At 54.6% G+C, this 25,258-nt stretch carries 19 protein-coding genes; 1 reads left to right on the plus strand and 18 read right to left on the minus strand.

Annotated features, from left to right (window positions below; all coding sequences use genetic code 11):
• Window positions 1-22: 22 nt before the first annotated feature.
• The 9 genes from ACWUI2_RS04120 to ACWUI2_RS04160 all read right to left on the minus strand — a co-directional run bounded on the left by ACWUI2_RS04120 (window position 23) and on the right by ACWUI2_RS04160 (window position 13,691).
• Entirely contained in the window at window positions 23-4,951 is a 4,929-nt protein-coding gene (locus ACWUI2_RS04120; RefSeq protein ID WP_486981598.1) for a CotH kinase family protein, read from the minus strand.
• 344 nt (window positions 4,952-5,295) lie between these two features.
• Complete coding sequence (locus ACWUI2_RS04125) at window positions 5,296-5,898, minus strand: acetyltransferase (protein WP_486985038.1); 603 nt, start codon at window positions 5,896-5,898, stop codon at window positions 5,296-5,298.
• A 38-nt stretch (window positions 5,899-5,936) separates the two neighbouring features.
• Window positions 5,937-6,596: a sugar transferase gene (locus ACWUI2_RS04130; protein WP_486981599.1), complete on the minus strand. Its 660-nt coding sequence runs from the start codon at window positions 6,594-6,596 to the stop codon at window positions 5,937-5,939.
• Between the two features lie 8 nt (window positions 6,597-6,604).
• On the minus strand, window positions 6,605-7,864 hold the full coding sequence (locus tag ACWUI2_RS04135) for a glycosyltransferase family 4 protein (protein WP_486981600.1): 1,260 nt from the start codon (window positions 7,862-7,864) through the stop codon (window positions 6,605-6,607).
• A gap of 33 nt (window positions 7,865-7,897) precedes the next feature.
• Window positions 7,898-10,081, minus strand: a complete 2,184-nt coding sequence (locus tag ACWUI2_RS04140) for an alginate lyase family protein (protein ID WP_486981601.1) — start codon at window positions 10,079-10,081, stop codon at window positions 7,898-7,900.
• Between the two features lie 157 nt (window positions 10,082-10,238).
• The gene (locus tag ACWUI2_RS04145; protein ID WP_486981602.1) at window positions 10,239-10,634 is read right to left on the minus strand and encodes a type II toxin-antitoxin system VapC family toxin; all 396 of its coding nucleotides are present in this window, start codon (window positions 10,632-10,634) and stop codon (window positions 10,239-10,241) included.
• Window positions 10,631-10,990, minus strand: coding sequence for an AbrB/MazE/SpoVT family DNA-binding domain-containing protein (locus ACWUI2_RS04150; RefSeq protein WP_486981603.1), 360 nt, complete (start codon window positions 10,988-10,990; stop codon window positions 10,631-10,633). Before ACWUI2_RS04150 ends, ACWUI2_RS04145 begins: the two co-directional genes overlap by 4 nt.
• Window positions 10,991-10,992: 2 nt before the next feature.
• Window positions 10,993-11,271, minus strand: a complete 279-nt coding sequence (locus ACWUI2_RS04155) for a four helix bundle protein (RefSeq protein ID WP_486981604.1) — start codon at window positions 11,269-11,271, stop codon at window positions 10,993-10,995.
• Between the two features lie 140 nt (window positions 11,272-11,411).
• A complete protein-coding gene (locus ACWUI2_RS04160; RefSeq protein WP_486981605.1) occupies window positions 11,412-13,691 on the minus strand; it encodes a bi-domain-containing oxidoreductase in 2,280 nt (759 codons plus the stop codon).
• Window positions 13,692-13,756: 65 nt separating this feature from the next.
• On the opposite strand from ACWUI2_RS04160, the gene ACWUI2_RS04165 reads away from it, so the two are divergent.
• Window positions 13,757-14,512, plus strand: coding sequence for a YdcF family protein (locus ACWUI2_RS04165; RefSeq protein WP_486981606.1), 756 nt, complete (start codon window positions 13,757-13,759; stop codon window positions 14,510-14,512).
• A gap of 145 nt (window positions 14,513-14,657) precedes the next feature.
• On the opposite strand, the gene ACWUI2_RS04170 is transcribed toward ACWUI2_RS04165, so the two are convergent.
• The 9 genes from ACWUI2_RS04170 to ACWUI2_RS04210 all read right to left on the minus strand — a co-directional run bounded on the left by ACWUI2_RS04170 (window position 14,658) and on the right by ACWUI2_RS04210 (window position 25,230).
• Window positions 14,658-15,809 carry a glycosyltransferase family 4 protein gene (locus ACWUI2_RS04170; protein ID WP_486981607.1) on the minus strand — a complete coding sequence of 384 codons (1,152 nt, stop codon included), beginning with the start codon at window positions 15,807-15,809 and terminating at the stop codon, window positions 14,658-14,660.
• A 212-nt stretch (window positions 15,810-16,021) separates the two neighbouring features.
• Complete coding sequence (locus ACWUI2_RS04175) at window positions 16,022-17,200, minus strand: glycosyltransferase family 4 protein (RefSeq protein ID WP_486981608.1); 1,179 nt, start codon at window positions 17,198-17,200, stop codon at window positions 16,022-16,024.
• Between the two features lie 10 nt (window positions 17,201-17,210).
• Window positions 17,211-18,221 (minus strand): glycosyltransferase family 4 protein, encoded by a 1,011-nt coding sequence (locus ACWUI2_RS04180; RefSeq protein ID WP_486981609.1) that lies wholly within the window; start codon window positions 18,219-18,221, stop codon window positions 17,211-17,213.
• 57 nt (window positions 18,222-18,278) lie between these two features.
• Window positions 18,279-19,499 carry a glycosyltransferase family 4 protein gene (locus tag ACWUI2_RS04185; RefSeq protein WP_486981610.1) on the minus strand — a complete coding sequence of 407 codons (1,221 nt, stop codon included), beginning with the start codon at window positions 19,497-19,499 and terminating at the stop codon, window positions 18,279-18,281.
• Between the two features lie 26 nt (window positions 19,500-19,525).
• Window positions 19,526-20,599 (minus strand): CgeB family protein, encoded by a 1,074-nt coding sequence (locus tag ACWUI2_RS04190; protein ID WP_486981611.1) that lies wholly within the window; start codon window positions 20,597-20,599, stop codon window positions 19,526-19,528.
• A gap of 77 nt (window positions 20,600-20,676) precedes the next feature.
• Window positions 20,677-22,164 (minus strand): hypothetical protein, encoded by a 1,488-nt coding sequence (locus ACWUI2_RS04195; protein ID WP_486981612.1) that lies wholly within the window; start codon window positions 22,162-22,164, stop codon window positions 20,677-20,679.
• 164 nt (window positions 22,165-22,328) lie between these two features.
• Window positions 22,329-23,417 (minus strand): CgeB family protein, encoded by a 1,089-nt coding sequence (locus tag ACWUI2_RS04200; RefSeq protein ID WP_486981613.1) that lies wholly within the window; start codon window positions 23,415-23,417, stop codon window positions 22,329-22,331.
• A gap of 71 nt (window positions 23,418-23,488) precedes the next feature.
• Window positions 23,489-24,232 (minus strand): class I SAM-dependent methyltransferase, encoded by a 744-nt coding sequence (locus ACWUI2_RS04205; RefSeq protein ID WP_486981614.1) that lies wholly within the window; start codon window positions 24,230-24,232, stop codon window positions 23,489-23,491.
• Between the two features lie 2 nt (window positions 24,233-24,234).
• Window positions 24,235-25,230, minus strand: a complete 996-nt coding sequence (locus ACWUI2_RS04210) for a hypothetical protein (RefSeq protein ID WP_486981615.1) — start codon at window positions 25,228-25,230, stop codon at window positions 24,235-24,237.
• Between the last annotated feature and the right edge of the window lie 28 nt (window positions 25,231-25,258).

Genomic DNA, 25,258 nt, shown 5'->3' on the forward strand with positions numbered 1-25,258 from the left:
ATGGCCGGTTTAGGGCCACGGCTCAGTATTCGATTCTCAGCCGCAGGAAACGCCGGCTGCCGGCGGTCGCTGAGGGAACGGGATCAACCACCTCCATCAGGTCGCCATGGGTGTTTTCGCGCGGGTCCCCGCTCGAATCATAGAGAACCTCGCTCCAATCGACCAAGTCCGGCGAAGCTTCCACAAGGTAAACAATGTCCGTTTTGGCCGGATCACGGTAAAAAACCAACGATAATTGCCCTTCTTCCAGGCGTGGCTGGGGAAGCAATGCTCTTCCACTCTGTTCTGGGCCGAGCTCCAACGCGTAACGCAGAAGGTTTGGGATCCCTTCACCACGCGGATCCGCCCACGGACCGCTGACAGCGGGATCCTCCCGATCAGCCGCATCGGCGAAGGCGCGCGAACGCCAGCTAGCAAAACTCTCGCCCGCAGGCGCCGCGCTCACGATGATGTCATCGAGGCGCAACTGGGCGCGAGGGCCGCTTGTCCCCGAAAGGTAATGATATCGCCATTGCAACTGCACGTAAGCTTCACCCTCCAGAGATTCAGGCAAACGGACCGGGCCCAGCAGTTCCGACCCCGGGTCCTCCGCGCGCACATACTCCACCGGTTCACCCCCACTTAAAACGTCACTCCACTCTGCGGCGTGCCCCACACGATACTGCAGCCGCAACGAATATATCCGGTTGTTGGGAACAATAGTCCCCCCGATCCAGCTCACATCGATCGCGGTCGCACCCCGCGTGTCCAGAGCCAGCACCGCCGCTCCGAGATCCCGACCGCGACCGGTATTGATAAATGAAATACCGTCCGCACCGAGGCCGTTGATCCGCGTCCGGCTCGTCGCCGCGTATGGGAAATCGACGTCCGCGGCGTTCGCCGCATCCTCCGCCGGGATCCGGTAGGCATACTCCAGCGGCGTCTCCAGCCCCGGGTCGGAGACGTCGCTTTGCACAAAGAGCATGTGCTCCGGGTAACTCCCGGTCAGCTCCCCGGGCGCCCATTCGTTAAAGAGGTAGTTCCCCGACGCCAGGGGGAACGGCGCCGGGTAAATCAGCACCCGGAACGTCAGCGGGACCGGCGGATTGAAACCGTCCTCCGCCTCAACCGTCACCGCCGCCTCGCCCTGCGACAAACCGCTCAGGGTGAGATCCGCTCCATCGACGGAGACGCTCAGGATCGCCGGGTTCGTTGAAAACGCCATAAAGGTCAGCGGATCCCCGTCCGGATCGCTGAAGAGCGCGTTTAGATCCAGCGTCAGCGGGCTTCCTTCCGCGACGACTTTTTGAACGTCCGGCGTCTCCACGACTTGCGGCGGCTGGTTCGTCCCTGCCAGTGCCTGGCCCTCCAGGGTGATGTTGTCGAAGCGGTTGTTGCCCTCTTCACCTCCGTCGCCACGGGCGAAACCGATCCGCACGCCGAAGTCGGGATTGTCCGCCGCTCCCTCCACTTCACTGAAGTCGAGGACGTATATCAGCGGGGAGTCGTTGTGGAGCGTGACCGTTTCGAACGGAGTAAAATCCGATCCATCGAGCGTGTAGCCGACTTCCTGCAGACCGGCTCCCTGCCCGGAGCGGCGCGACTCATAGCGAAGAACGATCTCCTCGTAGCCGGTCGTCGGCAGCGACAGGTTCACCGTCGCGCCCAGCGGGTTGTTCACCCGCAGATGAGCGCCGGCCGACTCGTCGAGGCGGCTGTTCTCCCCCGAAAACCCCTGGCCCGTGGCGAAGAGAATCGCCGTCGCAGGCCCCGGCGTCACCGAGAACTCTCCGCCCCCAAGGCTGTAATCCGGGACCAATGTCTCGTCGTTGAAGCTCCAGTAATGGAGCAGCACCGGCTCGGGGACAGGTTCAAACAGGGCCTCCACATGCGTATCTCCCGCAAGGCTCAGCGAAATCACAGGCTCCATGGAGTAAAACTCCGGTCCCCCGCTCGCCAACGATTCCACAGCTTCGGAATCGTTCACCATCCATCCGACAAACCGATGACCGGGCTCAGCCACCGCCTCCAACTCCACCGGAACGTTCTGGAAATAAACACCCGTCCAGGGATAGGGCACAGACGCAACGCCGGGGGTGTCCCCCGTAATTATCATACTATTAATTCGGATGTAGCCATGACCACCGTCGGACGCATATAAAGTAACCTCCGCCTCAGCCGGAATGTGAAAATAGTCCCGAATTTGCTCACGTTGCCTGGCCGGTTGTTCATACGCCTGACTAATATAGTTCTGGACATTACTATTAAATTCCAATCGCCTGCCCCAACGCTGTTCATCTTCCGGAAGATAAGGCGCGAGCGAGGCAAAAACCTCATTGGCAATCCTCTCGACCCGGTCTGGGGCAAATGTAACATTGATATGATCGGCAAATCGATTGACGAATCTTCTCCTGAATGAGCCATTATCGAGCATATTATTAAAATGATCGATACTCTCGGCCCTGATATTTAAATAGCTATCTGATCGAATTGAAGCAGCGTCAAAGTCCTGAACATACATCCGCCACCTCCCGTCGCCAAAATGGGAGTCCGAAGGATCCCGAACCCTCCAAAAACTATATTCATAATGGGTGTCACCAAAATAGATTTTCGGAATAAGATGATCCACATAGCTCCGAACGCACAACATACTTTCAAGCAATGCAAACTGGTCATCGTCGGCCATATTTCCGAGGATTATAAGATCCAGCATTTCCTGAAAAAGCGCCATATCGGATGGAATTCCAACATCGAGACTGAAGGAGTTTGCGCGTCCTTCCACGATTATAATATTATCCGGATCAAGATTATACTGAAAGGCCAGATGGTGTTGATCAAAACGATCACGAACGTTCGTGAGCCCCCAAAACTCACCGTTAACAAAGCAAATCGCCGCCCTATTACGCACAACCCCCTCAAAGAATGGCTGCATCAACCGATTGATCAGCGGATCGATAAACACTCGCGGTTGCGATCCACGCCTGCGCAACAGGATTCTTTTGTAAAGATCGTTTGCGGGGTCAGTTGCGAACGCCACCCTTTCATCAAAGAAAGCGTGCCGAAACGTATCGAGCCTGTCATACTCGCTCCGTGCATACAGCCTAAGGTTTTTATGCGGGTTGATTCTGCTACCGGCACCATGGACCCTAAAGCCGATTCCTTGATTAATTACTGCCTCTGGCAGGCCTGTTTCGAAAATCTCCAGCCGCGCTGGATATTCTGTCCGCCGGCGATAGTTTCCGCGCGTTACCAAAAGGCCGGGGGCATCCGGATTCTGGAGACGCCATTCGTCGTAATCGACTCCGGGAGTATAGATGCCATGATGATAGTCGAATAGGAGGTCCTCCTGAATTTGGAGACTTACGAGAAGCGTATTGTAGGGATTTCCTGTGGGGAATACAAAGTAACTGTGACCAGTTGGTTCCAAGGACAGACTCAGGTCGCTAACCGCCAATGCCTGAACGACAATTCCCTTACGGACAGGACTCGACGGAAAATAAACCGGATCAGGGCCCTCCGCCGGGGGGTGAAACCGCGGACTCGGGTCGGCCGTGGACGCGATCTGAGTAATCTTGTCCGGTTCGGCAGATCGATCATAAATCGAAATCGGATCGGTGTAAATGTGGCTGCGGTATGAGTGCTCCAAAAAATCCCCGAATGGAACACCCGGTTCGTACGGATAATGATTCTTGTAAAGATAGGTAGACCCATCGACGTTCTCCGGATCCGGGGTCGAGCCATCTAGCGTGTAGATGATCGTCGCCGCGGGGTCAGGATGAGAGAGAACAAGTTCAAAAGAATGATCGTAGAAGCCCCCTGCGTGCGAGAACTCAACCGGTTCAGTGAGGCTTGCATACGCACGCGTATCGTTAACCGAACCGGGAGTCGGTTCAGCGAAGTAAAACCATTCTACGCCTTCGACCCGACCCACCGAGACGTCTCTCGGGATGAAAATGGGCTGCAATTCGTCGACCCTGGTTCCTGTGGGCGCGGTGAAAATGACCTCTTCACCGGCGGCGGAGATGGAAAAGTTGGTGTGCAAAGGACCGAGCATCGCTCGCCGATAGAGCGAATAGGCCAGATTGGCGGAAGCATGACGATCAAGAATGACCACGTCCGCCAGAGCACCGTCGAAGCCCTGCCAACCAGTGCCTCCACTGACTCCGCCGAAGCGGTCGAGCCGCAGATTACCTGTCCAAACTCCCTCTCCCACGGGTCGTCCGTTTCGATAAATCGTGACGACCGTCCCCTTTCGGCTCACAACAATGTGCTCCCATTCGGAGGTCTGAAAGGCCTCTGTGAGATCGATGTTCACGGTCGGATTTCCAAACCCAATGCGAGTCGGACTCCAGTGATAGATTGACCTTTGGTGCAACGAGGAACTATTCATAGCCCGCCAGGCTTCCGCCCTCCGGGTCCGAAACCAGTAGGAAACAGTGAAGTCGTTCTGCAGCGGAATCTCTTTTGACAAGTCCACCCATCCATTTTGTTGGAAATCCAGAGCGTCCCCAATCGAATCGTCATTAGTGAAGGCAACGTCGCCAACCAGAGTTCCATTGTTTCGAGTCGGCGACCGGTCAAAAACCAACTCGCCACCACCCTCATCGAAGCGCCAGAACCCAAGGCCGAAGGAATCCCCGGCCCGGTCCTTTCCCGAGGCCCATACCAACAGGTATTCGCCCGCGTCGATCGACGTTCCTTCCGGGAAGGTCCACTTAAACGGGTTGTCGTAATTATCCGAAAGTCCCCACCCGGTCAGATCGATCGCGTCCTCGCCGTAATTGTGGAGCTCGATCCAATCCTCGTAGTCGCCGTCCTCGTCGGCAATCGTCGATCCGTTCGAGGCCATGACCTCGTTAATGCGGACCTGGCTGTGAAGTGAATGTCCGAGGAAGGCGATAGCTGAAACAATTACGCAAACGACGCGGATGGAACGGTGGCGAAAGAGAAACGGAAGAATGCGATTGTTCATTGGGTTTTGACTGAGTGCAATGCAGGGAGCCCCTTGCGGAAGAAAATCATAATCCGCGGGTGTGGGAGAGTGAGACGCGGGTTTGGACGAAGCAAGGAATCTTTTTTGGGGGCCTTCGGCTGTTATTGGTTCTTAGTTCGTAGTTCTTGGTTCCAAAGACTCCGACGGGGTCGAATCTTCGCCGAAGATTCACTACACCCAGCCACCAGCGTCCAACCTCCCTCTTCGTGATCTTCATCCATACCCATTTGCGGTTAAGAGATCTTTTCCAGAAACTCCGCGGGTTGTGGATAGGTTTTTCGCGGTCCAGTTCTCTCTCAGCGAAAGCCCGAAAAAACGCGGATTTATTCGGACGCCGCTTCGTCGGAAGCCGTCCGCAAGATTCGGGCGGGAACACCGACCACGGTGGCGCCGTCGGGCACATCTTTCACGACCACCGCCCCGGCGCCAACGACGGCGTCCCGACCAATCGTCACTCCGGGTATGACCGAACTGCCGATTCCGAGAAACGCTCCCTCCTTAACGGTCACGTTTCCAGCTAAATGGCAACCAGGCGCGACATGAACGAAATTCCCGAGAACGCAATCATGGTCCACTGAAGCCTGGGTATTGATAATGCAATGGTCCCCAATCCTGGCATCCACCTGAACCGTTGCCCCGGCGAACACCACAGTTCCCTGCCCGCATGCGGCGGATGGCTCCACAAACGCGGTAGGATGCACCAAGGAACACCAATTGATTCGCCGCCACCGCCAGGCTTCGTACATCCGGCTTCGGGACCCATTATCGCCTATGGCAATGATGCATGTCCATCCGGTGTAACAGTGCAGATCATCCAGCGTGCTGAAAACCGGACTTCTGAACAGGGTTGTCCCAACCTTTCTGGGGTCGTCGTCAAGAATACCCGCAACCCCGATGCCACATGCCCGGGCCGTCGAAATGACCACTTTCGCGTGGCCGCCCGCTCCCAATATGACGATCTCGTTCAATTTATTCCTTCCCTTCTGTCGCGATCGAGCTCGCAACTGCCTGTTTGATCAACCGACGTACCTTGGTATTTCGGCATCGTGGCATCCCCGGCAGCACTGATCCCTTCCCGCTTGATCGTTTTCCAAATCGTCAGAAAAAGGATCCTCAAGTCGAGGGAAAACGAAACATTGTCCGCATACCAAACATCGTGCCGGAATTTCTCCTCCCACGAAATGGCGTTTCTCCCGTTGATTTGCGCCCAGCCGGTAATACCGGGCCGAACCGTGTGACGGCGAGTTTGTTCCGGAGAGTATAACGGGAGGTATTCCGGCAATAATGGCCGGGGACCGACCAAGCTCATTTCCCCCTTTACGACATTGAGCAGTTCGGGGAGCTCATCCAAACTGGTGCTTCGCAAGAAACGACCCAAGGGCACCAACCGCTCCGCATCCGGCCGAAGATTTCCATCCGGATCACGGGCATCGGTCATTGTTCGAAACTTGGCGATGTGGAATATTTCTCCGGCCAAACCCGGCCGTGCCTGGCGGTATAGAACCGGACTACCGATGCGCCAGCGAACCAACAGAGCAACGCCGACCAATATGGGACCGATCAGCAACAATCCGCAACCAGCCACCATGAAATCAAATGCGCGCTTCCCGAACCGCCTATACATTTCGTCTTTCAAACTTGAACATTGGTGGAGTTCAAGGCGGGTGCCTGCCGTTCAGCAGTCTTCTCCAGAACCGAGCAGAATTCTTCGCCGAGGACATCCCGGCTAAACTGTTTTTCAGCGAGTGTTCTCGCATTTAATCTCATTTGCCTTCTTTTCTCGGGGACTTTGGCAAGTTCGATCAACGCGGCAGCAAATGCCTGCGGATCTCCCGGAGGAACGGCAATCCCGCATTCATTTTCCCGGATTAAATCAGCGAGCCAACCCGGATAATTGTTGAGCACCGGCAGACCGGATGCGATGTAATCGAAGAACTTGTTCGGAGAAGTCCCATAGTAAAACGCGGGGACGTTCGCCAAGATCATCAGGCCCAAATCGGCAGAGACCAATATTTTGTTTAATTCAGTTTTCGGAACCGGATCCAGAAAAAGACAGTTTTCCAAACCATCATGCTTCGCCCGTCGAACCAGCTCTGGCTTTAATTTTCCGTCCCCAATGAAAACAAGCTTGATGTCGGACCGGCCGCGTTGTTTAAGAACCGCCGCGGCGTCGAGCACCGCCTCCAAGCCGTTTGCCATACCATGAGCTCCCGTGAAGACAGCCACGAAATCGTTCGTCTGTATGCCAGGCAAATCCAGATCCTCCCGTCTGCCAGGTGTGAAGAGCACTAAGTCACAACCATTTGGAATCATGGCAACGGATTTTCCAGCCGGGGCGCGCCGCCGGATTCCTTCCACAATGCCCGGTGATAGGCCAATACAGGAGTCTGCCTTCCGATAACCGAGCCACTCCAACAGGCTCATGGCTCCGAGCACCAATGGGTTCTTAATGACGCCCATCTCTCTCGGCAGTTCCGGCCAAAGATCCCTCACTTCAAACACGAAGGCCTTTTTCCGGAAGAACTTCATGACAATTCCAGGAATCCCAGCTGTTAGCGGGGTGCTAGTTGCAAACAGCAGGTCATAGTCTTCCTTCATGGCAATCCTCACACTCCGCAAAGCATACTGGAGGAACACGCGTGCCCGTTTCACAAAACTGTCCTGATTTGAATAAGGAAGCTCGAACGCCACCACTTCGATTCCATCCACCTTGCCCTGTTTGACTCCCTGAATAAATTCGCCTTCAAAACCGAAATTAGCACCGGCATAGGCGCCGCACACGATCTTTACCTGATGGCCTCGCTCAATCAAACGGCGTGCCATCTCGTAGGAACGGGTTCCCAGACTTCCGCGGGGAGTCGAAAAATGTTGATGGAAATAAAGAATCTTCATGAGTCACACCACAGGCTTTGGCTGAAATGAACATCAACCATTCACCGCACCACCACTTTCGCGAGAGTTTTCGGTGAAAACGGATGCATTCCGTTCGTGTTCGTGCTCGATGGTAAATTTTCTCTTGCTATCCAGGATCGTGATTTCCACGCTGCCGTTTTCGCTGGAGACACCACAAGTGTGAGGCGAGAAAACTGAAACGAAAAAAACTGCCGTTCCGGTGAGGGCGGCACGAACGCTGGTTGCCGGTTCCACATACTGGTAAAAGGGCGAACGCCATCCATAGGCCGAATCTCTTTCCGCCCGATGGATTGCCAGAGAGAGATCCGCCGGCGCACCCGCCAGAGCCCCGCCCAGCAACTTGACGTTCATCGTTCCAGCTTCGGTCCGGATAGAAATACGTTCTTGGTCCGTGGAGACTCCATCCGGCAATAACCAGTGCAGATGGTATTCGTGCGGCCCCGAGCTAATACAACGGTCAAAAACCGCCCAAGAGTCATCTCCGAGACTAACTACCGCGCGCCGGTAATGCACAGGGACGGCCAACTTCTCATAACCATCGTGGGAACCTTCGATTTCCCGGAGTCCCGCTTGCTGAAATCGTTCCACTCGCCCCCGGACCCACGGAAGCCAGAGGAACTTGCCGATTTTCGTCATCTGGTCCCGGCCGTCCACCGTCACGCAGTTGTGGTAAATGGTTCTCTTCAGGGCTCCGTCCCAAACACCTGTTGCATTGTAGCTGAAACTCCCGGGATCGCCCGCGATATTTTCCCCGCGCCACCAGATATCCACATGAAGAAGATCCGCCTCCCCCGGCCGGTGCCGGAAGGGGCCGCAACGGGTAAAAACAAAACTCTCCCGGTCGCGGAGCACATAATACCCTCCTTCTGTTCCGACGAATCCCATTTCCCGACTCGGGTTTGAAATAGGTAATTCGGTGAATCCGGTGCCCGCGAGCCAAAGCACGGCTTCGTCCCATGACCCACCCTCGAAGAACCGCACCCTTTTGAAAACTGCGCCACCGAGTGCAACTACAGGGCGAAAGTCGAGATAGTCAGCATCGTCAAGGGGAAGAATGCGGGAGCCATCGTTTGCTCCATACAAAGGAACCCGTCCACTGTTGCCATCCTGACAGGCCCTCAGAAAATCGACCGCCAAGGCCACTCGTTCACGGGTAGCCCCCCCGAGCGGTGTCCCAGCCAGCGTTCCCAGCCTGTCTGCCCAGGCGTAATCATGGACCATCAAACGATGATAGATCATCGAGTGCTGAGCGAAGGATCCGTCCCGGTAAATCAATTTTCCAGCTAGGCTTTCGAGGGTTCGTTGTCCCCTCTTTTTCCAGGCCGCCGCCCGCTTCAACTCCGAAAAGAGAATTCCGACAGTCCAGAGTCCCATCGCTTCACTGATGCCGTGATTATTCTTCTGGCTGACCGCGTAAGAGAGATTGGCAGCCACGCGGTCGCCCGATTCCGCGACCGCCTTGAGCATTAATTTCACTCGCTCCCCCGAAGTCGCCGGCGATTCAAGAAACCCGTAGAGCGCAAAGCACCAAGCCATTAGGCGAAAGCTGATCTCCTGGCCGCATTTCCAATGGACGCCGCGGTTGGGCGGATTGTTTTCCATCCAATCCTCAAACAAGGCCCAAAACGCTTTGGGATATTTTTCGTCGCCGGTCCGCCAATAGGCACGGACCAAGATGTAGGCCCAGCCGAACCGGCTCAATTCCCAGATATTCTTGATGTCCCCGAACCCAAAGTCTCCGAGGTCGCTCCAATGGCGGTCCACCGGAGCGATCTCGCCGGTGAAGTGGTTTTTGTGCCAATTCGGAGGAAATCCGACCTCTTTTTCGGTCTTGGAGTAAAATCGAAATTCTCCCGCGAGAATCGCGTCGGCCTCGGTCACGGGCGAAATCTCCTTATCCCATTGAGCGAACAACGGCTGGAATTTTTCTCGATCCTGAGGAGAGAAGAAAAACTTCGGCGCATCTTTCGACCGCCGGTATTCAAGGTACTTTTCCGGATCGCCAAGCCCCACCACCAGACTCCCGTCTCCCGCTCTCCGCTCTCCGCTCTCCACATTAACCTCCTCCCACGCCTTTGCCGGACAGCGCCACCGGAACCAGCCACTCTTCAGTTTCAGCGCATACCAGACCCGGAACAGGCACCACCCGATGCCCATGTAGCGGAGGAGGTAGTAAATCAGACGAAGTTTTTTCATGAAGAAGGAAAATCGGGTGGCAGGAGACGGAGGGCGGTGGGTTAACCGAAAAGGCCGCTAAGGGCGCAAAACCAAGACAGGAATAATGCTCTGGATCTGCTTACTCTCTTCTTCGCGATCCTTGCGACCTTAAGCGACGCAGGAGCGGGCGGTTGGATCACGGCTCGACAACCTTGGGAAGTCCCTTGAGCGCGGCCGCTTTCTTCTGAAACCGCTTGTCAAACGTAGCAAATTTCTCAGCGGCGTCCCGGCAGGAAGCAAGGTGCAAGGCATCCGCGAAATCGATTCCGGACTCATAGAGAACGAATGTCTGCTCCACATTGTCAGGATCCTCCAGATGCACCCCTTTTGTCAGGCTCAGTTTGCGGAAAGCGAAAGCTATTGTTTCCGGCGAAATCCCATAAGCACTCCGCAAAACCCACTCCGTTTCCAGCAGCACCGTTTTACCAATAAAAACCTCGGCTTTCTCAAATAATTTCCTGGATCGACGTGTCTGCGCCGGATCATCGGCGGCGAAAAGTCTCACCAGGAGGTTCGTGTCGACACCAATCATTTTCGCCGGGCCTCGGAACGAATCGCCTCCTCCATCTCATCCAAAGAAATCCTTCGGCCCGTATAGCCAACACAACCGACAATCTCACTAATGTCGCCTGATCGGTCATGCGATTTCATCGGAGAGAGAAGAATCCCCTCGCTCGTTTCGCGCACCTGGAACTCCGTTCCAGGTGTCCACCGGTGCGCCTCCCGGATCCTCCGGGGAAGAACCACCTGGCCTTTGGTGGAAAGTTTCGTTGTTGCCATAAAGGTAAGACTAAAGGTAAGACACCTCTTGTCAATCCTGACTTCTTCCTTCGCGATCCCCGACACGAACGGGATCTCCGCCCTCCGCTCTCCGCCCTCCGCTCCCATCTCTACCCCAGGGATCGACTGAAACTCAGGATCATTTTGGAAAGTTTCTCGAGTTCGGCCAGGAGGCGGTCGCGTTGCTGTTGGTTCACGTAACCTTCCCGGCTAAAGAAAGCGATCATGCTCGCATCTTCAAAAACTGAACGCCTGGCATAGTTGAGGAAATTCTTAAATTCCGCGTTCGACGTGCTTCCTGAACCTTCCGCAATGTTGTTAGAGATACTCAGCGCTGCACCACGAAGCTGTTCAGCAAAACGATACAGCTTCTTCTGTTCGAGTTCCATCGCCAAGGAACATAAATCACTTCCCACATCACAAGCCCGCTGCCAAATCTCCAAATTCTCAAACCGAAACATAAACTTTTCCCTGCTTTCAACTCCCCTCAGCTCTCCGCCCTCAGCTCTCCGCCCTCAGCTCTCCGCCCTCAGCTCTCCGCCCTCAGCTCTCCGACCTCAGCTCTCCGACCGGTCGTCACCCATTCTCCGCTCAGCATCGACTCGACGGCGGCGAAACCGGCCTCGGTGGTATTCAAAATTTCCGCGAGCGGAATCAGCGGTTCGCCACCTTCGCGAACTCGTTTAGCGAAAAGCTGGAATTGCTCCCGGTGCCCTTTGTCCTGCCGGCTCTTCATCTTCGAAAAGCCCCGGAACCCAAACCCTTGAAGAACTCGGAAATTGTCCAAGATGAGGTTCCGCCCTTGTGAATACACCTCAACCCGCTCCTTCGGGCAGGACTTATGGCCGTTCGCCAGATAGTTCACCACCGCATGGGACCCATTCTCGTATTTCAACAGAATCGACGCATTATCCGTCCGCGCCGAAACGTTCTTACCCATCCCGGACGCACAGACCGAGACAATAGAGCTCCCGGTCAGGAACGTGATCAAGTCGATGAAATGGCACGCCTCACCGATAATCCGTCCTCCCCCCACCGCAGGATCGTGCACCCATGAATCCGACGGAATCTCACCCGCGTTAAAAGTCGCCACCACGTTGATCGGTCCAGGACTCGCCCCCAACAATTCCTTCATCTTCCGTACAAAAGGAGAAAAGCGCCGGTTGAAGCCAACCGTGAGCGAAGGGCGGAGAGCGAAGGGCTGAGGGCCGGGAGACGAAGAAGCTGGGAGCTGAGGGCTGGGGGCTAAGAGTTCTTCACTCTCTGCTCTCCGCTCTCCGCCCTTTGCTTCCCCTGTCTCCGCTCTCCGCTCGCCGCTCCATGCCCTCAGTTCCTCCAGTTCACTGCGGTTTAGACAAAGTGGTTTTTCTACCAAAACGTGTTTCCCGGCGCGGAGCGCCTGGACGGCCATTCTGGCGTGTAGGTTATGACGGGTCGTGATGATGACTCCGGCAATTGCCGGGTCGTTGAGAACGGTTTCGAAATCGGTGGTGCTTTCGGAAATGCCGTACTTCCGGGCGAGGCTTGTTCCTGTCACGCCGCCGGAGCTAACGATCGTTTTTACCAGCACTGCCCCTTTCTTCAAGGCGGGCAGGACGGTCATTTTGGTGAAGTTTCCAGCCCCGATGATCGCTAATGCTCCACTGACGGACGCGAATTTACCTTCGCCAACGGTTACGGTGGATCTTAGCTCCGGTTCGTCGACGTAGCGCAAAATTGAGGCGATCTTTCCTCCGCTTCCCAAGTTATCATAAACCTTGGCAAAATCGGCGAAATCGACCACTTCGCTGATCAACGGCTTCACATCGAGGCGTTTGGACGCCATTGCCTGGAGGACTGCTTGAAAATTTCGGTTCTCCGTCCATCGGACAAAAGGGAGCGGGTAATCACGCCCTTGGTTTTCGTAAGACTCGTCGTAGCGGCCGGGACCATAGGAGCAGGATACTTGGAAAGTAAGTTCCTTTTCGTAAAACTCCGAGCGGTTCAGCTCCAATCCTACCACACCCACCAAAACAATTCGTCCCCGTTTGCGCGACATCCGCGCGGCCTGAGAAACAATGTCGTTCGACTTCGCGGAAGCGGTGATCAAGACCGCGTCGGCACCGATCCCTCCCGTTAAGTCCATAACAATCTGAACCGGGTCGTCGTGACCAGAAAGCGCGACGGCATGAATCCCCTTTTCCTTCGCCACCTTTACTTTGGATGCATCGAAATCGAAGCCGATCACTCGGCAGCCGGAGGCCTGGAGCAACTCGGCGGTCAACAATCCGATCAAGCCGAGGCCGGTCACGACCACCGTTTCGCCTAAAGTCGGATTTGCCAGCCGAATTCCCTGAAGGCCGATCGAGGCAACAACCGTAAACGCGGCTTCGTCGTAGGTAACGCCATCGAGGATCTTCGCGACCAGATTCCGGGGGACGGCCACAATCTCCGCATGGGAGCCGTTGGAAATCACCCGGTCCCCGAGCTTGAGGTCGCCACCCTCCAAATCCTTCCCCAAACCGATCACCTCTCCGGCATTGCAATAGCCTAACGGAAGCGGTTCATCCAATTTATTGAAGACCGCCTCCAAAGTAGGCATCACCCCATCGGCCCTCATCTTATCGAAAACCATCTTCACCTTCTCCGGTTGTTGACGGGCTTTCGAAATCAAATTCGACCGGCCGAACTCAACCAGCATCCGTTCCGTTCCCAAAGAAACGAGCGTTCGATGCGTCCGAATCAAAACCGTTCCTCGCCCGGCCCTAGGAACCGGCACATCTTCGAGATAGGTTTGACCACTTCTCAGGTTCTGTAAAATTTGCTTCATTGAATCAAAAGGGTGACAGGGATAGAAGACGAAAGCCCGGCCCCTGGCATAAAAAATAATTCTGCATGAAATTCCTGGTTTCTCCCCTCTTGTGGCTTTTCATCCTTCTCGTAGGAGTTACGTTGGGCGTTCTTTGGGCAGGATTTCGGGGCAAGCGAACCTTGTGGAAAACCGGAAGTTTGTTGGCCCTGCTTCCAATTGGTGCTCTGTATTTGTTGTCTATATCGTTCGGACCGGAAATCCTCCACCGCACGCTGACGCATCGGCTCCCGTCCGCTCCGGAATCTACTCCCCGCTACATCGTGGTCTTGTCCGGCGGCTACATCCGCGGACTCACTTCCAACCTGGACGTGCTCTCTTCCGCCTCTGCCCACAGGATGCGGTATGCGGTCGACTGGCTGGATGAAAGTCCTGACGCAATCCTCGTTCTGACCGGCACCGGAGATGGACTCGATGGTCGTTCATCGTCCCACATGACCGACCTGATGGCCTCTTACGCCAATAGCCTCGGGGTTCCCAAGGAAAGGATTATTCAGGAAACAGAAGCCATTAACACATGGGAACATCCGATTAAACTTTTGTCACTTGATGATATCGACTCCACCACGCCAGTCGGAATTGTAACGTCTGACTGGCATCTTTTCCGCACCCTGGCCGTTTTCACCCCTCATTTTGATGAACTCACCTGGCGGGGTGCAACTATGGTTCCTCGGCCACTTCCCCTTTGGCGACGACTGATTCCCAACGAAGAATGTCTCTTGGACAGTACCCGCTATCTGCACGAGTGGTTTGGCCATGCTTGGTACCGTTTACGCGGCTAATGTGAGCCATTCAAAAAGTTTCTTCAATCACGGTCTCGCCGCAAGCAGCCGGACCGTGATTGGAGACCGGCGGCATGACGTCGCTTTGGATTGGGGTGACATTAGCACCCTGAAACGGGTCCGCGCATCCCAACCGACGGCTCCCTCAGTCCCCTCTTCCAACCCTCGTCAGGAAACCGAAGGTCTCCTCCGCACAACGCTTCCACGAAAACTGCTTCGCTCGCCCATAAGAGATCTCGGCGCACCTTTCCCTGAGCTCATGGTCCGTCGCCATTCTCTTCACAGCCTCACGGGCACTCTCCACACTTTCCGGGTCATAATAAACACCTCCCCGATCCCCCAAAACTTCCGGCATGACGCTGCGATTCGAGCAGACAATCGGAAGTCCGGCCGCCATCGCCTCCAACAGCACGTTTCCAAAAGCCTCGCAGGTGGAGGAATAAACAAACAACTCCGCGGTTTGATAGTTTTTTTCCAACTCCAAATGAGGCACTTCACCAAGATATGACATGAATTCCTGGCCCGGGTCCAACCGGTTCAAGGTTCCGCGTAAGCGCTCGACTGCCATCGGGTAAGTCGGCTGACCGATGAAATCCAAACGGACCGGAAGCCCGCTTTTCCGCAACGCCGCCACTGCCTCCGCCAGCACCCAGGGAAACTTATAGTTGTTGATCTGGTTGACGTAAAGAATCCTCAACGGATTGACCGCGTCGCAACGGGCGAGTGGCCGCGCTGGCCGGGGCTTCTGGAAAAACCTCGCCGAAATCCCATGTGGCACTACCGCAGTCGGACACTTTAGCGATCCCGTCGATTCCAGGACTTGCCTTCTGGCCCCCTCTGTCAAAAACATCACGCCGTCCGCCCGCCGGTAAGCCCTTCCCTGCGACCACTCCAAGGCGTGCAGGCGGAGGCGGTTCTTGCTGATGCCATAACATCTTCGCGCCTCATGGTCAAAGGGGAGAAGGTTCCGATTGAAAATCACGTACGGTCGAAATTTCCCGGTATAAGTCCCGGCAGGCACCCACAGCAAATCCAATCCAGGATTCATTGCCGCGATCTCCTTCGGATGAATGTGCTTTTGCCAAAAGAGCCGATGGTAACGCGTCTTCTCGAACAGCGGATGGTGACGCTTTTCGAGCCATGGAGTGTCGGGAACATTCTCGAGCGTCCACCGCCGCCCCCATAAAACCACCTTCTTAAATCCGAAAACCTCCGGACGTGCTTCGGCAAACAGCCCCCGAATGTGGCTGATCGCACCCCCAATGTACAAGTTGGACGCTTCAATACCGAGAATCATCTGCTTGGATAGAATGAAATAGAGTGGAAGTTAGAAGAAAGTATACGGCTCATCAATCATTGCCTATTACGTAGCGAATCTTCCCCGAAGATTCGACCGGCCAGGCCACCCGCCAAGCCTGCGCCGAAGGCGCTCGAGAGGTACGAGCACGACACCAACCCGTAATCCAGAAACCAATTGATCAACCATAACTCAATCCTTACCCAGTTCTCCTACCTCGGTCCTCCGTCCCCCGCTCTCCGCTCTGAACCCTCCGCTTTCGCGCACTCAGCCAAAAAGTCGAACGTCTCTCGTGCACACCGCTCCCATGAGAAAGTCTTGGCGCGGGCAAAAGCCTTCGCAGCGAGCTCCGCCCGGAGAGGCGCATCATTCATCATAGCCCCAATGCACCGGGCGATGTCTTGCGGATCCTCGGGATTGAAGTAACACCCCGCATCGCCTAGAACTTCGGGGACGGCGCGCCGATTGGTGCATGCGATAGGCAGACCGCTCGCCATCGCTTCGAGGACAATATTTCCGAAGGTCTCGCAATTCGAAGCAAAGACGAAGAGGTCAGCTTCGCCATAAATACGCTCAAGCTCGGCATAAGGGATCTCACCCAGATACCGCAGAAACTCACCCGACGGGTCGAGACTTTGCTTCGTCTCCTCAAAACGCCTCCAGGAGGCGGGATGGGGCGCCGGCCCCACGAAATCTATCACCACTGGAAAACCCTTTGCCCTGAGCAAAGCCACCGCTTCAGCGACGTGCCACGGATTCTTGTATTGATTGATATGGGACACATAAAGGAGACGAAAGGGTGCTTCCTCCGTACAATCCTGCAATGCTCGCGTCACTCGCGGTTCATGAAAAAACCGCTCCGCAACTCCATGGGGGATGACCCCGATCGGACAGATGACATCTTCCATCTGGGCCAGAATCCGATCCCGGCTCTCTCCGGTCAAAAAAATCACCCCCTGAGACCTGCGAAAGCTCGACTTCTGACTCGCCGCCAGCAACTTCAAACGCAAGCCCTTGACTGTCCCGCGATAGCGGGCTACCTCGGTCGGCTCAAACGGGAGCAGGTTGCGTCCCATGGTAACTGCGGGCTTGTATTTCCCGAAATAAGAACCGCCGGGAGCCCAGACAACGTCCGGCGCAATCTTCTCCGCCAATTGGGGAAACACGAAACGCTGCCAAAGCTGCCGTGCGACCGCACCCCGTTCGATCCAAGGGTGCTCTCTCTTGTCAAGCCACGGCCGGTCCGGCAAGCGTTTCAAGGTCGTTTCGCCCGCCCACAACGTCACCAGGTCAAAACCATGGCTCGTCGGATCGCCCGCAGCCAACATCTCTCGAATATGAGTAATACCTCCGCCCAGCCGCAGGTTGCTGGCATCAATAAACAAATGCATGATTCTATCTTTAAGAGTCTTGACCAGCGACTTCCCGATATAACTTCGCGTATTGTCCAGCAATCGTTTCGGCAGAAAACCGCCTAACGTTTTCGAACCCTTTTGCAACCAGCGATTCTCGGTAATCCCGATTGTGGATTACCATTCTAATTCCGGCCCGAATCGACTCCACGTCAAACGGATCTACCAGGCACGCACTCTCCCCAGCCACCTCCGGCATGGAGGAGATGTTGCTCGTAATAACGGGCCGCCCCACAGCTTGCGCCTCGATGATCGGCATCCCAAAACCCTCGAAAGTTGAGACAAACACAAGCAAGTCAGAATTGGCATACGCCTCTACAAGCTCCTCCTCAGTCAAATTCGCCCGACTTTTCCAATCCAGCCCGTGACGTTCGAATGCCTCTCGCTGTTCTTCTGTCTCCCTCCCGATCACATGCAACTCACACCGCATTCCCTCCAACGCCTCCGCCAGTCGAATCAGATTCTTGTTTGCCTTTGTCCCAACGTGAAGAATGACGGGTTTCTCGCTGCAAAAGAGGCGGTCTACCGGGGTAAACCGTTCCGCAACACAATCCGGAATGACTCGGATTTTCTCAGAAGGAAGGTTATTGTCTTCGACTAGCGTTTTTCGCGTGGCTTCAGAGATTACGGTGATCCATCGAACCCGCCGAGCTGGCATAGCAAACCAAAGTATGAAATAGATTCGCCGCCGCCATCCCTTCAACCGATAGAGAAGAGCGGCATCATGGATGGTCAAAATCGTCCGCCGTTTTTTCAAAAAGACGGCTAAGTAATGAACATCTCCCGTGATGTGGTTGACATCGCCCTGATGGAAAATAGCGGCAACCGCGTTACCGATCCGACGAAAAACGCCGGTACTCAACCATGGGCAACAGAACCGCCGCACATGGCACCTTGGGGGCAAATGGCGAATGACGGAGTCAAAAAGGCCCTCAATACTAAAATTTCCGGCGCGTCGCTTTCGGAAAAATAGAGTTACCGACAAGGGTTTTCTGTTCATCGAATCAACGTGTAGTCCAACGTATATCCAGACCAAAATCCCCCGCCCCAGCAGTCCTTACCAGTTTTTCGCGACGTAACTGGGTGCCGGAGAGGCCAGTCGGACGGTTGTGCCGAAAACCGTCAACATTGCACCGCGAGCAGCCTTTATCGAATGCCTCCCCGAAATTTCCGCACTGACCTTCCGCAGGTTTTCCTGAAAGACCGAATCCACCCTCCGGTTCTGGAGATCTCGAAGTTTCTCCAACGCGACATCCGAGCCAAAATCGTTAAGAACGTAACCGTTTTCTCCCTCGCGAACAAGATCGTCTGAACACCCGCAAACAGAGGAAAGCAGGACAGGAAGTCCGGCCGCCACAGCCTCATTGACCGACAAGCCCCACGGCTCGTGGGTGGAGGGCATGATAAAAAAATCAGCAGCACCAAAAAACCGCCAAGCTTCCTCGGGCGGCCGAAAACCTAGGAGATGAAATCGCGCCTCAAGCCCGGCATGCCGGATCCGATCAGCAAGTTCCTCTTCAAGGACACCTGATCCAATCCAAGCTATATGGGTACTCCTCGGAGCCTTGGCCAGCAGGTCTACCAGCACAAATGGATTTTTCTTTCCGATCAATTTTCCAAGGGCCACGCCCAAAAACGCATCGTCAGGAATGTCGAATTCCTGCCGAATCACCGCCCGCTGTTCCTTTCCCTTCATCGCCATCTTCGCGACCAAAGCAGTATCCACAAAAAAGGGGATTGGATGAATCCGATGAGGTGCCATGCCCATTGCCTGAAAGTACCGAACGCCCGCACTCCCGGCCGCGAAGGCCCCTCGAAGGCGCCCCATTAATGCCCGCTTGAATGGTTGGGCCAATCTTTTCTTCCAAGCCTGGCGACCTCCCTCCTGTCCGCGCGGAAGAGTGCTGTCAGCCCTAACAAAAACCGGAATGCCTCTCACGAAGCAATAGACGGCAATCTGCCACATCATTAAACTTCGCCAACCTGAAATAATCACCGCATCAGGCTTATATTCTCTTATCCAATCCCACTTCGTAACATATAACTCAAAGAAACGATTTCGCTTTTGAATCCCTCGTCGAAGGAAAATTGAATCGTAGCCACCTAGAAGGTCGATGCCGAAATCCACAACTCGACCGAACCCCGGATCGTAGGATGGCTTGGTCCCATGATCCGTTCCAAACACGACCCGAAAATCGAAATCTTCAACGTGCGCCAGCTCGCGAAAAAAAGGTGCAAAGTACTGAATGGGATGGCTGACACAATAAAGCACTTTCATAGATTGATTCAAGATGACATTTGCACTCAGCCAACGAGCAAGGAGTGTCTCGAAAGAATTTCCCGAATTCTGGCGTCCCAGGTGTGGTTTCTGTGAACCCAATCAGACAATTGATTAGCGATATCTTGACGATCCTCCTCGTTTGCCAAAAACAGGGAAATCTGTCGAACCAGCACTTCCGTATCCTTAAAAAGAAGTCGTTCGAAACAAGGATGTTCAGCAACGTTATAGGCGTCCCTAACCTCTTCTGTATCCTCATGGAGAATGAAACCGCCCGCTGCCGGTATATGAAAGGTTCGGCTCGTGATTTGATCCCCACGCGACGCTCCATGTCGGACTTCGCTCATCAACCCGAGGTTAATTTTCGAACCTGATATCGCCTTAATGTAAGCATCTCCCAGTACTTCGTGACCCATGACACATGAAATAAGAGGAGAACTCGGCCGAATGCGCTTCCACTGCTCACCCCAAATCTTCAATCGAATATCCGGCAAAGCAAGATGCACGGTTTCAAGAATCTTCTCCTTCTTCGGGGACCAAGTTCCGATGAACGAGAGGTCGCAGCCAAAACAATTACGATCCTCTTTGTTTAAATCGATCGGCCGATGCACATCCGGATCCGAAGCATGCCACACTAATGAAGACCTCCGAATTCCGAGCTTTTTCTTCATATCGTCAATCCCGAACGATTTGGTAGAAAAAATCCAATCATATTTAGGAAGTGTTTTCGGAATATAAGACCCGTGTGCATAGACTGACACATCCGGGAAAAAGCAGTAGCATCGAATTCCCTCATCACGAAGGAGCGAAACGGTCGCGGGCATGACATAGGCTCCCTTAAAGACGAGAAGAATCTCGGGGCGAAGGCGCTTTGCTTCATGAATCAGCGCATCATTAAACTCCTGAACCGCCCACCTGCGGACGATTCGCCCCAAGAGTTTCATCGGATAACTCTGCCACTTCAGAGGAATAAAATTGTCCTCGGAAATCACATGAACCGCCCACCCTTGCCTTCTAAGGGCGTTGGCACCAGCCAAGCCATTGCTCCCGCGCCACTGCTGGCAAATGACTAAAGCCGAGTCAGGAAGGAAAGATTGCATGAGCTGAGATAAAAACTTAGCGATGGTCCTCCGCCTTGATTGCCATAGGATCGTGGATATAACTGCGCCTACTAGGCCTATCGGGGAACACCAGCGGAATTAAAAAACCTGTTGAGTGTGTGGAAAACTACAAGTGCAAATATCCCTTCAAGAACCAGGGAACGCAAACTGGGGATCAACGATGACAATTGGAACCGAATAACGGCAAAATAACAAAGGACGCTCAACATGATCAGGAACAAGGGAAGCGAATGCGGAAGCAGCATTCGTCGCAAAACGGTCTCGGCCCAGAAAAGCGAAAATGCCGCGATTAATCCGTAAACAAATGCACCAGCCCAACCCGCCCGAGTAAAGCCGTCCACGACAACCGCAAACTCAACATTGCTTGTCCGAACCCCATCCGCTCCCACATGAACGGCGAAGCCATAAGGTTGAAGGTGGATGTTGGAGAAATAAAAAGATCCACCACTTCCTGGCGATAGGAGTTGAAAGATGTGAAGTCCAAACGCTCCCCGGATTTCACGGGTGATATCCCCGAACCCACGATATGGAACCGGATCAGGTGTCATGGCTGGCACCGCCACGCGGGGCCAGCTATTGAGCCGACGAAAGGCCTTGTAGAAAAAACCGGTCTCCTCATCCAGCTGACTCGTAACCGTTACGTCCTCTGCCGCCTCCAGCAACGACCCTCCGGTGAGGGCCTCCCGGATATCCATTCGCCCGGAAACGTCCCGCAATGCACCAATGTATGCCGCCAGCATCATTAGCACAATCAGGAGAGGAGCTAAACCGAACGCTCCGATATGGATACGTTGCCGCCAAGTAGGCAAGCCGAAGAAAAATCCGATCATAAAGTAGCCGACCGGAAGAAAAGCGGCACCGCGCCCTCCCGTCAGGCTAGCTCCCACCAAGCCAAGACCGAGCGTGACAAGCCAAAAACACGCAATTCGTCGATATTTGAAGGCGGAAAAGCCCGCGAAGAAGGCAGCAAATCCTAATAGACTCCGTAGAATCCGCAGGAAATAAAACACCGGATTTCCCGTATCGAGAACCGTTACCCAAATCGACAGATTGATGATAGCGGCAAAGATCAGAAAATACCCGTATCTTGGCCCTGCCGCATCGACCAAACGGCGCAAACTGATTTTCTTTACCCGATGAATCTGTCGCGACCGAACGCACTGCAGTACGAAGGCACAAGCCAAAGGCATCATCAATAGCCCAAATGCCGCCGATAAAGGAGAACTAAAAAGGTATTCGCTAAAAGGAAAAAGATAGTCCTTGTCGAACGGGACGGCGAAGCACATCCCCAGCATGGTTATGGGAGCCACGGCGTTCGTGAAGAAAAGCATTTTGACCGCAAATGCCCTCAACTCCTGCTTAATGACGCCGAAATAAAGTGCGCCATTGATACAGGTTGCCATCAGCAATGCCGTCACGTAACCGAAGCGGCCATAGCCGGCCTCTCGCAGGACGAGGGTTGTAATGAGAAGTAGAGCGGCCGCCCCCAAACATACAAAAACCTTCGTCCCCGCCTGCGGATCGATAGCAGGGGCAATTGGCATTCCTTGGGGGCGAATCCTTAACCCCGGAGGGGCCAGCCGTGGCAACGAGCGCGGGAGTGATCGAGCAATTGACATATCGTGATGTGAAAAAGGTAAAAACTAGCCCAGGCAGGCCGTAATGAAAAGTCTGAATGTGGCGCAAGCAGAAACTCGATCAACCTCGATCATCGACAGCAAGTTTTCGGATCGGTTTCTTTTAAAATCGGCGCCCGGTGGTCCAAGCCAACCGTGCCCGACTCCGTCAGCACCTTTCTCAACTGCCCGTGATAGCTATAATCCTCCACGTGACAACGCCGCATTCCCGCTTGAGCAATTTCTTTCCGTTGCTCGGGATGGTTCAGATAGTGTCGCACTTTTCGCTCCAGTTCATCCATTCCGTCAAAAAACTCGGCTTCTTTCCCTTCCACGAAGAGATCGGCATGCTCGGCTGTCCGCTCCGCCAGCATGAAGCCCCCGCACGCCGGTATCTCCACGCTCCGCTGCGTCTGCAGATCACGGTTTTCACGCCGCAAAAAACAGAGGTTGATTTTTGTCGCCACCACAATTTTGGCGTATTCTGAACCGACAAACCACTGGGCCTCGATGGTCAGATTCGGCAAATTCGCCGGTGCCGTCGGCCACCCTGGCCCCCGCACCGAGATCGCCAGGCCTCGCCGCGCCAGTTCGAGCAGCATTTCCCACCGCTCGCGTTCATACACACCGACAAATCCGATTTCAGCCCCGTAGCGGGCCAATTCTTCCTTCGAAATTTCCACCGGACGATGGGTTTCCGGATCAAAGGCGTTGGGCACAAACAGCACCGATCCTGCCCCCGCTGCCCGCAACTCGTCCACGTTGTAGCTTTTGGTGGTTACGTGCAGATCATAGAGGGGAATGGCCGCCCGATAATGGCGGCTTTGGTTGCGTCGGTTCATCATGTCGTCCGGTGAATAATGAATCAGGCGAATACCGGCCTGTCGCTCCCGCATCCGCTCCAGTGTCTGCGGCCTCACGGTCAGGCCTTTGTCCACCCACAGCAGATCCCAGCTCTCCTGCTCGATTAGCCGACAGATCTTGCGGTTCAACCCGCGCCAGTCGACCAAGCGGTGGGTCCGGTTAAAGAACACCTTCAACGCCCGGATCGGGGAGCCAAAACAAAGACTGCCGGAGGGCAGGGCCGTCACCGCGTGCCCCAATTCCTCCAGCACCCGCGCCCGTTGCCGCGCCGTCCCATCCCGATCCACGGATCCAATGAATAAGATCCGCAAAGTCATTACCACACTAGGAGAAACGGGTTACCGCTAATATTCGCCAATTGAACGCTTATGACGAGATTTTCGACCATCTACTTTCCATTCTCCGCCTTTCGCGCCACCCCGCGAATAACCCGGGTGTAATAACCGGTCCCGAAGCCCCCGGTTTCAATCCGGTGACAACACCGGATCAGAAAACGCAATCCCTTCCATAACACCCAGCGCACCGCCCAGGTGGGGCGGATCGGGGGGGCAATGGTTTCCTGAAACTCCATACGCTCAAACCCGCAGGCCGTCAGGAGGTGACGCAGGCTGATGGCGTTAAGCAGGGTTTCATGGGTCGCGTCTCCGAAATAAATCGCCCCCACAAAGGGTGAATCCCCGTTTGGCATCTGGTAAAGGAAAACTCCCCCGGGACGAAGTTTCTCCCGGATCCGGTCCAGCAGAGTTATGATTTCATCCCGGTTCAAGTGCTCCAAAATATCGAAGGCCGTAATCAATCCAAAATACCCGTCCGGATATCCCTCCAGGAAACTCATCGCATCGGCTTTCACCACCTTCAATCCCCGCTCCCGCCCGAGCGCCACCTGTTCATCGGAAAAGTCGGCCCCGGTTATATCAGTAAACCCCATCGCCTTCAGCCAATCGATCAAAAACCCGGCCCCACATCCCAGGTCCGCCACCGGACTCCCCCGGTCCACCGGACGCAGCCATTCCTTGAACCGCAACTGCAACCCCCGCCCATATAACGCCCGCCGCGCCGGGGTGAACGCAGCGTACACCGGCCCGCGGTTAGAGGAAACATAGCTGCCGTAAAGACGTTCGCGGTAGCCCATAATCAGCTTTGCGAACGTGATTCCGGCGCTGAACTCTTTGTGGGCGCTTCGGCTGGCTTATTCTTAAAGCATCCCTTGATCTTTCGTTTCACCCCCCGGGCGAAATGGCGAAGTTTCCCTTTGTTCTCAAAATAGCTGATGCAACTCCGATCCCAAAGAGAAGGGGCAACAAACACTTGTGAACCCGGTTCAAAATCTTCGATCTGTTTTGGGATCTCGCCCTCGAATTTGACAGCCCGGGTAAAGCTCCACGGGTTCATCGGGTGCAAATTTGTTACGCTCGGTTTCCAACCCAACCACTTCGCCCGATACCAAAGCTCTTTATCGAAGAGGTCGTTGGTGTGCCCCCAGGTTGAAATTTTTCGATACATCTCTTCGTCACTAAACACGAAGGATAAATGGTGACACATGCCCGGTAGCATGTGGAAGTGCCCAGAGCTGGTTGTTTGCCGTTTTCGCCAAAATCGTTCCCCCTTCCTCAGGTTCAAGGCGAAAGCGGCGCTATAGTTGTAAGGCACATTCTCTTCTCGCGATGCCAACTCTCCTTTAATATGCGTCTCCACACGCCGGTTAATGAGGATGGTCCGGGTATTTTTCCAAAAAAGATACCACCGGTTGCGGTAATACGGAAAATCCGGTTCTTGTTTGATTGCCTCTATGTTCTTCTCAAACTCGGCGGGCAAGTAAAACTCATCGGCATCCTGAACAATCAGGTAATCAAACCCATCGCGAACAGCCCGGTCGACACACTCATTACGCTGGTCCTCCTCCGTAAGCCAATCCCCATTGACCAACTCCACCTTGTCCAGGTGTCGTGACTGCTTGAGCGTTTCCGGATTTACGGTATTAGGAAATCGTTCCCGAGCCTCCGGATTGTAGGCCCACGGAAGAGGGCTGTACGAAACGTATATTTTCTCTACAAAAGGCGCGCAGTTTTCAATGGTTCGAAGGATAAATTGATCGCAGTCGAAATAGAGAATAATGGCAGCAAAACGCATGAAATTTAGTCTATATTAGAAAAAAACG

The organism is Verruconatronum alginivorum (genome assembly GCF_056590205.1).

Coding starts and splice junctions, on each gene's coding strand:
- ACWUI2_RS04120 (WP_486981598.1), bottom strand. CDS start 4,951: ATGAACAATCGCATTCTTCCGTTTCTCTTTCGCCACCGTTCCATCCGC.
- ACWUI2_RS04130 (WP_486981599.1), bottom strand. CDS start 6,596: ATGTATAGGCGGTTCGGGAAGCGCGCATTTGATTTCATGGTGGCTGGT.
- ACWUI2_RS04135 (WP_486981600.1), bottom strand. CDS start 7,864: ATGAAGATTCTTTATTTCCATCAACATTTTTCGACTCCCCGCGGAAGT.
- ACWUI2_RS04140 (WP_486981601.1), bottom strand. CDS start 10,081: ATGAAAAAACTTCGTCTGATTTACTACCTCCTCCGCTACATGGGCATC.
- ACWUI2_RS04145 (WP_486981602.1), bottom strand. CDS start 10,634: ATGATTGGTGTCGACACGAACCTCCTGGTGAGACTTTTCGCCGCCGAT.
- ACWUI2_RS04150 (WP_486981603.1), bottom strand. CDS start 10,990: ATGGGAGCGGAGGGCGGAGAGCGGAGGGCGGAGATCCCGTTCGTGTCG.
- ACWUI2_RS04155 (WP_486981604.1), bottom strand. CDS start 11,271: ATGGAACTCGAACAGAAGAAGCTGTATCGTTTTGCTGAACAGCTTCGT.
- ACWUI2_RS04160 (WP_486981605.1), bottom strand. CDS start 13,691: ATGAAGCAAATTTTACAGAACCTGAGAAGTGGTCAAACCTATCTCGAA.
- ACWUI2_RS04165 (WP_486981606.1), top strand. CDS start 13,757: ATGAAATTCCTGGTTTCTCCCCTCTTGTGGCTTTTCATCCTTCTCGTA.
- ACWUI2_RS04170 (WP_486981607.1), bottom strand. CDS start 15,809: ATGATTCTCGGTATTGAAGCGTCCAACTTGTACATTGGGGGTGCGATC.
- ACWUI2_RS04175 (WP_486981608.1), bottom strand. CDS start 17,200: ATGCATTTGTTTATTGATGCCAGCAACCTGCGGCTGGGCGGAGGTATT.
- ACWUI2_RS04180 (WP_486981609.1), bottom strand. CDS start 18,221: ATGAACAGAAAACCCTTGTCGGTAACTCTATTTTTCCGAAAGCGACGC.
- ACWUI2_RS04185 (WP_486981610.1), bottom strand. CDS start 19,499: ATGAAAGTGCTTTATTGTGTCAGCCATCCCATTCAGTACTTTGCACCT.
- ACWUI2_RS04190 (WP_486981611.1), bottom strand. CDS start 20,599: ATGCAATCTTTCCTTCCTGACTCGGCTTTAGTCATTTGCCAGCAGTGG.
- ACWUI2_RS04195 (WP_486981612.1), bottom strand. CDS start 22,164: ATGCCAATTGCCCCTGCTATCGATCCGCAGGCGGGGACGAAGGTTTTT.
- ACWUI2_RS04200 (WP_486981613.1), bottom strand. CDS start 23,417: ATGACTTTGCGGATCTTATTCATTGGATCCGTGGATCGGGATGGGACG.
- ACWUI2_RS04205 (WP_486981614.1), bottom strand. CDS start 24,232: ATGGGCTACCGCGAACGTCTTTACGGCAGCTATGTTTCCTCTAACCGC.
- ACWUI2_RS04210 (WP_486981615.1), bottom strand. CDS start 25,230: ATGCGTTTTGCTGCCATTATTCTCTATTTCGACTGCGATCAATTTATC.